Genomic DNA, 6,713 nt, shown 5'->3' on the forward strand with positions numbered 1-6,713 from the left:
CCGAGGCCCGCCGCTACATGGGACTCGACCTGCTCGGCAAGGCCCGCCTCCACCCGATCGAGTCAGAAACCGACGAGACCGCCCTGCCCACCGAACTCACCGCATAGCCTCAAACCGAGATCACCGAATGGCCGTCAATACACCACTCCAGCGGACGTGACCCCTGGTCAGTGCCGCGTGCAGCCAGCATCAACGGTGGGTCGACCTCGGCGGACTGATCCAGCGCGTGTCACTCACTATCGGCTGGACCTGGCAGACGCTGCTCGCCATACGAATCCTGCGCGCCTGATGGTCGCCCGCAGTCCCTGGTCTGAGGTGAGATGATCTTGTAGTGGCTGGTGTGATTACGGCGTCGGAACGGTCCTGGATAGGCCCCTTCACGGGGCTGAGCCCACGTTGCTTCGTGCGGCAGCACAACGGCTCACTTGAGCAAAGTTGTTGCCAGTGGTCCGTGTTGCTACTCCGCATGAGTGGACCTTCAAGGATGTCGATCGGCCTCCGTCCGCGCAGCTAAACCTAGCGCAATCATCTACGCATGAAGCGAATCTTGGAGTCCATCAAAATTGCGTTTTGGTGGATGGTGAACGTGCGACAGTTCCGGTGGCTTGCACTGTTCGATGCCACCCTATTTGTGGCGACCGCAGGAATTGACATCTACCGCTGCGGAAGCACGCAAGTGCTCACGGGACTCCTGCGTATCATTGTGGGCGGGGTAAACGCGATCGCCTTTTGGGATATGGAGAAGGAGTATAGAGACAGGCGGGCTCTGGGATTGCGGCATCCAGAAATTTACGCATGGGAATTCCCCAGTGCAATCGTGGGGCAAGCGTCTGCGGTCCCTCTACTCATCGTTCCGTTTCGGATCGAGTTTGGCGGTGACGGTGTCCACGATGTGCTCGACATTTCAATTATTGCAGTTTCCGGGTTGCTGCTTGCTTGTGCAGCATTTGTGACTATTGGGGCAGTCCTGGCAAACTCGCGGGCTATGAATCTCACCTGGGGGATTTTTGTTGCCCTGCTTCCCGCTCTCGGTTTGCTTCAGTTCTGGTACATGACGTTCTTTAAGCCTGCGCATGAGCGGCCTCGGGTGGATGTGACCTCCGAATTGCGCGAAGTCGGGCGATACGGCGACATTACTCATATGCAAGGGGCCGTGACCCTGCATAATATTGGGGCAGGTGAAGTTGACGTTCTCGATGCCGTGTATACCATCACTGGCCATGATGTGCCGCCGAACCATCAAATTAGCAATGATCAGATCAAGGAATCCCTAAAGGAACGGAAGCGGGTGAGCTGGGCAGAGGGAGGCAATTGCAAAGGATTGCTCAAGGTTGGGCGATTGATTCGACCCGGAGGGCACCTGACGCCTGGGCAGAGACTGAGAACGTCTTTTGTGTTTGATGCAATGAATGATGCACAAGACAAGATGAGGCTAACGGTATTCCTTTCCGTTATTACTCGCGGATCTGGGGAGTTGGAGGAATTTGAGCCCTGTCGCCCGAAGGGTGACCCTATGGGAGGGGAAATTTTGTGTCGACAGGTAGTTCTTCCGGATGAAAGTCTAATTCGCGACGAATTGGGGGATGAGCCTGTGGCGCGAGTATATTTTCGTGAGCCGTCAGCGGGGCTTCCCGTCCACTTCCTTGAAACGCAGTTCGTGGCTACCGGGCGCAGTGAAGTCAAGGGCGGAGAATCGCAGCTGCAGAAGGTCGATCCGTATCGACGCAATAGAGGATTCACGACCAGTGTGGAGTACCGGGTGGATCCCTAGGAAGGTCGCGGAGGTCGGCGTAGCGGCTTGGGCTGGAGCCGCTTTAACGCGAGTGATATGGCCCCGTAAACTTCCAGCGCGTCGGGCAGTATGTGGAGCTGCCCGGTAAAGCACGACGTTGGGGCCATGATCTTCTAGGCTAACAATGCGAACTGACGCGAATCGGATTACGGGAGACTAGTCGTCGGTGAGCAGGAACGCGGGCCGAGTGCGGTCCCAACTCGGCACTTTCAGCGCATTGAGCGCCGAGATGATTCGCCTTTCCTCGTAGGTGAAGTGCGTTTCGATGAGCGCGGCGAGGCTGTCCAACTCGCGCCGGAATTCGGTGGGGTCCGTCTCCCGGTCCAGTTCAGCGACGAGCGTCTCGAGTCGTTGCAAGGAGTCGTCCGCCAGTTGGTGGTCGCATTGCAACTCCTCCAGCACAGGGAGCAGCTCGGGGAACTGCTCGGCGACCTTGACGAACGCCAAATCGTTTTCGCCGTTGTGGTGCCGCTCCAATGCCGGGCAGAAGGTCAGTCAGTGGGTCCGCAACTCGCGGATCCGCCTGCCGCCAGCGAGATAAGCGTCGACGTCCTGACGCAGAGCTGCGAGTTCCTTGCGGAGTCAGAGGTATACTTCGATCAACTGGTTGCCGAACGCCGTCAGGCGCCCGTGGGATTTCGTCAAGGATGTTCCCGAGAATCGACGCCTCCATGCCTCGACGGCCTCTTCGCCGGGGGCACGCGACGCTGATCCAAGGTCCTCCCAACGAAATAAACGATCTGTCAATCGCATCAACGCAAGACAAACGCCGTCAAGGTGAATCAGCTCAGCGGCAGCTACCATCGCCCGGTCCTTTTCCGAACCGCCTGGTTCCTCAGGCTTGACTACGCGCATCGACCCGGAGCCGCCGTCGGTCCCAGGCCGTCACTGATCGGTGGCGGCTCCGGAGCACCAGGAGAGGGCGGCTCCCCGTGAGGGGGCTGCCGCCGCACCCTTGTGCGTCCGGTCCTGTCACGCGGCATGGCCCGGCGGGTGAGGTGCGGGCGGGCGCCGATGCGACCCGTCAGCCGATGATGGCGTTCAGGAACGTCACTAGGGCCAGGAAGGCGCCCGCACCCGTGAGGGCGGCCTGTGCCCAGGACGCCCCGGCGAACGCGGACAGGCATCCGGCCGCGACTGCGCCCACGGCCCCGAAGAGCAGGATCACAGCGGCCCGGAGGGACAACAGCGGCTTCGGGGCGGGTTCGGTCCGGCGTCGGTCCACTGAGTACTCCCAAGGAGACGGCTCTCCGTGCCCCACAGCAGACGTGGGCCTGGAGAGATTCACAACTCGCCGCACTGGAGCGGCATTTACCTGGAATACTCAGGGACGTCTGAGTATGTTGTACATGCTGTTCGACAAAATCTGACAGGACCGGACAGCGTCGTCCAGCCGCGCGAGTTGGGAGCCGCATGGCCCGCATACGGAGACCCGACGTGGCGGCAGGTCCCCTCGCGGACCTCCTGAGCGCCCTGCACCTGCTGCATCTGCGCGGCGGCGAGCCCAGCATGCGAGAGCTGGCCGACCGTACGCGGCTGCTCAGCCATGACACCGTCCATCGGGTGCTGACCCGCCCCGAGGCACCGCGCTGGCGGCCCCTCGAGATCGTGGTGGGCGCTCTGGGCGGAGACGTGGAGCTGTTCCGCGACCTGTGGGTGGCGGCGCGCCTCGCCGAGACGGAAGAGCGCGGCGGCCCCCAGGCCGTAGAAGGTGAGGCCACCCTCCCCCGGAGCACCACCGCGACGGCACCACTCCCCGACAGGCCGACTGCGGGACGTACCACGCCCCGGCCGTCCGCCGACATGCGAGGTGCCACGTCCCGGCCGTCCGCCGACATGCGAGGTGCCACGCGCGTCCTGGTCGTCGACCGCCATCCGCTGTGGCGTCGGGAGATCGCCGCCCAGCTGAACGCCGCGGGCTACGAAGTCGTCGCAGGCGTCGACGACGGGCCCACGGCGTTGCGCGAGGCACGTGCGAGCGCGCCTCACGTGGTGGTGGCCGGAATGGACCTTCCGGACGCCTCGGGGGCGCGCCTCTGCCGTGAGCTGCGCGACGCCGACGTGGCGGCGCGCGTCCTGGTCTTCTCTGCGAGTCGGCGAACCGAGGACGTACGGCAGGCCGTGTCGGCGGGAGCGGCCGGCTACCTGCTCAAGTCGTCGACGCGTGAGGAACTGATCGACGGAGTGCGCAGGACAGCCGCGGGCGAACGGGTGTTCAGCTCGGCCCTGGAAGGCATGCCGGCCGCGGGCTCGGTTCCTGGCGCCGCCGTACCGTCGGCCGACGCGGTCAGGGACCCGACACCACCCCTCTCCCCGCGGGAGACACAGATCCTGGCCCTGGTCGGAAAGGGCCTCAGCTACCGGGCCATCGCGGCGCGCCTGAACCTCTCCGCCAGCACGGTTCAGATACACGTGCAACGCATGGTGGACAAACTGCCCCTGCACAGCAGACAGGAGTTCATTCGCTACGCCATTGAACGCGACCTGCGCGGGAACCCAAGTCTCGCCGACCGCTCGTAGGCTGGATACCGACCCCGTTCGTGGAGGGAGTGCTGAGCTACATGGCCGGCTGGAAAGCGAGTGACATCCCGGATCAGACGGGGCGTATCGCCGTCGTCACCGGGTCGAACAGCGGGATCGGGTACGTCACCGCGCGTGAACTGGCCAGGCGGGGCGCGCGTGTCGTGCTGGCCTGTCGGAACGAGGGGCGCGGAAGGGAAGCGGCAGAGCGCCTGGTGAGTGAAGTGCCGGGCGCGTCAACCGAGTTCGTGCGGCTGGACCTCGGTGAGCTTGACTCCGTACGGCAGTTCGCGGCGGCGTACGAGCGGGAGCACGGCCGTCTCGACCTGCTCGTCAACAACGCGGGCGTGATGGCGTTGCCGTACGGGCGCACGGCGGACGGCTTCGAGACGCAGTTCGGGGTCAACCATCTGGGGCACTTCGCGCTCACGGGGCTGTTGACGCCGATGTTGCTCCGTACGGCCGGCGCACGCGTGGTGACCGTCTCCAGCACGATGCACGCCGTGTCCAACATTGACATCAGGGACCTCAACAGCGAGGGCACGTACCGGCGTTGGATCGCGTACGGCCGCTCGAAGACGGCCAACCTCCTCTTCACCCACGAACTGGCGCGTCGGCTCGCCGCCATCGGCTCCGACGTCGTGGCGGCGGCCGCCCACCCCGGGTACGCCGCCACCAACCTCCAGACCGCGGGCGTGAAAATGGAGGGCCGCACCGCCGCCGAACGCTTCGTGCGCGTCGGGAACCGCTACTTCGCCCAGTCCGCTGACTCCGGAGCCCTCCCTACGCTGTACGCGGCCACGGCCCCCGACGTCCAGCCCGACTCCTTCACGGGGCCTGCCCTCCTCGGCTGGCGCGGTGCGCCCGCGAAGTCGTGGCGCGCCTCGTGGACGCTCAACGACAGGGCGGCACAGCGGCTGTGGGAGGAGTCGGAGCGGTTGACGGGGGTCGCGTACGACGGGCTGAAAGCCTGAGCCCAGCGGCAGAACAGCGGCAGAACAGGGGCAGCCCAGCGGCAGCCCAGGAGCAGCCCGGAGGGCAGCCCAGGGGTAGCCCGGGAGAAGGGCACGCCTCGGCCGAACCACTCCCATGTCATCGCTCGGCAATGACATGTCCACCCCACGCCTCTAGTGTCCGTGCCCGCGCGACCCCCGCCGCCGACCGGTGGCGGGGCGGTCACGACACCCCCTGGAGCAGAAGTGGAACGTCGTACCTTGCTGCGTGCGGCCGTCATCGGTGGTTCCTCCGCCGTCCTCGGTGGCACCCTCTGGCGTGGCGCCGCGTACGCCGCACCCGCCCAGCCGGGCACAGGCCCCTACGGCGCGCTCGGCGCACCCGACGCCAACGGCATCAGGCTCCCCAGCGGCTTCACCAGCCGCGTGATCGCCCGCTCCGGCCAGACGGTCAGCGGCACCTCGTACACCTGGCACAACGCCCCTGACGGAGGCGCCTGTTACGCCGACGGCACGGGCTGGATCTATGTGTCCAACTCGGAGATCAACCCGTCCGGTGGTGCGAGCGCGGTGAAGTTCTCGTCGACCGGGTCCGTAACCGGCGCGTACCGCATTCTGTCCGGCACCCGGCAGAACTGCGCGGGCGGGAAGACCCCGTGGAACACCTGGGTGTCCTGTGAGGAGGTGGACCGGGGGTACGTGTACGAGACCGACCCGTGGGGCACGAACGCGGCTGTGCAGCGTCCGGCCATGGGCCGCTTCAAGCACGAGGCGGCCGCCGCCGACCCGGTGCGCAAGGTGGTCTACCTGACCGAGGACGAGACGAACGGCCGCTTCTACCGCTTCGTGCCGACGACCTGGGGCGACCTGTCCTCCGGCACCCTTCAGGTGATGGTCGCCGGCAGCGCCACCTCCGGCTCCTTCACCTGGGCGAACGTGCCCGACCCGGACGGCTCTCCCACCAGCACCCGCACCCAGGTCTCCGGATCGAAGTCCTTCAACGGCGGCGAGGGCTGCCACTACGCCGACGACACGGTCTGGTTCACCACGAAGGGCGACAACCGCGTCTGGCAGCTCAACGTCACCAACAACACCTACGAGTTGGCCTACGACGACTCCCTCGTCAACGGCACGGCTCCCCTCACCGGAGTCGACAACATCACGGGCACCACCTCCGGCGACCTCTTCGTCGCGGAGGACGGCGGCAACATGGAGATCTGCGTCATCACCCCGAATGACGTGATCGCGCCGTTCCTGCGGATCGACGGGCAGTCGTCGTCGGAGATCACGGGCCCGGCCTTCTCACCGGACGGGACGCGGCTGTACTTCTCCAGCCAGCGCGGGACGAGCGGGAGTTCGTCGGGCGGGATCACGTACGAGGTGACCGGGCCGTTCCGGTCCTAGCGGCACCGCACACAACGGTGGCCCCGGCGCACAGAGCGCCGGGG

General features: G+C 65.5%; 6 protein-coding genes. 4 read left to right on the plus strand and 2 right to left on the minus strand.

Annotation, left to right across the window (positions count from 1 at the left end):
• Positions 1-535: 535 nt before the first annotated feature.
• Positions 536-1,771 (plus strand): hypothetical protein, encoded by a 1,236-nt coding sequence (locus FNH08_RS41095; RefSeq protein WP_152776620.1) that lies wholly within the window; start codon positions 536-538, stop codon positions 1,769-1,771.
• Positions 1,772-1,948: 177 nt separating this feature from the next.
• Here FNH08_RS41095 and FNH08_RS52630 read toward each other — a convergent pair whose 3' ends face one another.
• Positions 1,949-2,269 (minus strand): hemerythrin domain-containing protein, encoded by a 321-nt coding sequence (locus FNH08_RS52630; protein WP_228034673.1) that lies wholly within the window; start codon positions 2,267-2,269, stop codon positions 1,949-1,951.
• Between the two features lie 547 nt (positions 2,270-2,816).
• Positions 2,817-3,017, minus strand: coding sequence for a hypothetical protein (locus FNH08_RS41105; protein ID WP_152776621.1), 201 nt, complete (start codon positions 3,015-3,017; stop codon positions 2,817-2,819).
• Positions 3,018-3,229: 212 nt separating this feature from the next.
• On the opposite strand from FNH08_RS41105, the gene FNH08_RS53750 reads away from it, so the two are divergent.
• From FNH08_RS53750 to FNH08_RS41120, 3 genes are all read left to right on the plus strand, one after another.
• Complete coding sequence (locus FNH08_RS53750) at positions 3,230-4,312, plus strand: response regulator transcription factor (protein WP_322726291.1); 1,083 nt, start codon at positions 3,230-3,232, stop codon at positions 4,310-4,312.
• A 41-nt stretch (positions 4,313-4,353) separates the two neighbouring features.
• Positions 4,354-5,286, plus strand: coding sequence for an oxidoreductase (locus tag FNH08_RS41115; protein WP_152776622.1), 933 nt, complete (start codon positions 4,354-4,356; stop codon positions 5,284-5,286).
• 225 nt (positions 5,287-5,511) lie between these two features.
• Positions 5,512-6,669, plus strand: coding sequence for an alkaline phosphatase PhoX (locus tag FNH08_RS41120; protein ID WP_322726292.1), 1,158 nt, complete (start codon positions 5,512-5,514; stop codon positions 6,667-6,669).
• Positions 6,670-6,713: the final 44 nt, after the last annotated feature.

The sequence above is a fragment of the Streptomyces spongiae genome, assembly GCF_009377185.1.
Taxonomy (GTDB): domain Bacteria; phylum Actinomycetota; class Actinomycetes; order Streptomycetales; family Streptomycetaceae; genus Streptomyces; species Streptomyces spongiae.

What these genes read in the sequence shown, in the direction of transcription:
- FNH08_RS41095 (WP_152776620.1), top strand. Translation starts at nt 536, where the DNA reads ATGAAGCGAATCTTGGAGTCCATCAAAATTGCGTTTTGGTGGATGGTG.
- FNH08_RS41115 (WP_152776622.1), top strand. Translation starts at nt 4,354, where the DNA reads ATGGCCGGCTGGAAAGCGAGTGACATCCCGGATCAGACGGGGCGTATC.